Origin of the sequence: Mesorhizobium sp. M7A.F.Ca.CA.002.09.1.1 (genome assembly GCF_003998555.1) — a bacterium.
Classification (GTDB): domain Bacteria; phylum Pseudomonadota; class Alphaproteobacteria; order Rhizobiales; family Rhizobiaceae; genus Mesorhizobium; species Mesorhizobium ciceri.
Genome location: NZ_RZRR01001273.1, coordinates 1 through 1,141 on the forward strand (window position 1 = coordinate 1; position 1,141 = coordinate 1,141).

Consider the following 1,141-nt stretch of genomic DNA (forward strand, 5'->3'; position numbering starts at 1 on the left):
GTGCTTGTCACCCAGATCTGGCTCGGCCGCGCCATCCTCAATCCGGGCTATTGGAATTCGCTGCTGGTGCTATCCTCCTTCCTAGCCGTCCTGGCGCTCGGACAGGGAACCGTCATCCTGACCGGAGGCCTCGATCTCTCCGTGCCGTGGACGATCGGCATCTCCGGCATCATCCTGGCGGGCATGGTCAACGGCTCCGACGCCGCCCTTGTCTACGCCTTGCCGGTCGTCCTGGTGATGGCCTGCGCCATCGGCTTCGCCAATGGTTTCGGCATCGTCTATCTCGGCATCTCGCCGATCGTCATGACGCTCGCCACCAACGGCATTCTGCAAGGCTGTGCGCTGCTCTATTCGCAGGGAACGCCGGCCGGGTTTTCCTCGCCGATGCTGCGCTGGGTCATGACGGCCAAGCTCGCCGGCCTGCTGACTCCAATCGTGCTGCTGATGGTCGTCTTTGTCGTCGCAGCGGTACTCCTGCTTGGCCGCACCCCGTTCGGAAGGCGCGTCTACGGCATCGGCAACGGGCTGCGCGCGGCGCGCTTGTCGGGCATCGGCGTCGAGCGCACGCTGATCCTGGTCTACATGCTTTCGGCCGTCTGCGCGGCTGTTGTCGGCGTCATGCTGACCGGCTTTTCGGGTCAGGCGAGCCTCGGCATGGGCGACGACTATCTATTGCCGTCGATCGCCGTGGTGGTGGTCGGCGGCGCGCTGATCACCGGCGGGCGCGGCCACTATCTCGGCATGCTCGGCGGCGTGTTGTTGCTGACGGCACTGCAGATGCTGCTCGCCGGCACCACGCTTCCCTATGCCACGAGGGCAATTCTTTACGGACTGGTCGTTCTGGGCGCCGTCATGGCGCTGCGCGAACGGCGGCTGCAATGAGAAGGACATGACCATGAGCACAAGGGCGCCGGCATCGGCGGACGAATTTTTGACCGGGCTGAAAGGCCAGCGCGTGCTGGTGACGGCGGGCGCAGGCGGCATCGGGTTTGCCATAGCCGACACGCTGTCACGCCTCGGCGCCCGCATCGTCGTCTGCGACGTTTCCGACGAGGCGCTGGCCGCTGCTCCCAGCAAGATCGACCTGGTCGCGGCGGTCAAGGCCGACGTCTCGCGCGACGAGGACGTCGACCGTCTGTTC

2 protein-coding genes are annotated in these 1,141 nt (G+C 65.8%); both read left to right on the forward strand.

The window, feature by feature from the left end; translation table 11 throughout:
- Positions 1-882: ABC transporter permease (locus EN994_RS32450; RefSeq protein ID WP_164746472.1), on the forward strand; the 882-nt coding region annotated here is incomplete at its 5' end.
- Between the two features lie 13 nt (positions 883-895).
- On the forward strand, positions 896-1,141 hold a 246-nt coding region (locus EN994_RS32455; protein ID WP_127308201.1), incomplete at its 3' end, for an SDR family NAD(P)-dependent oxidoreductase.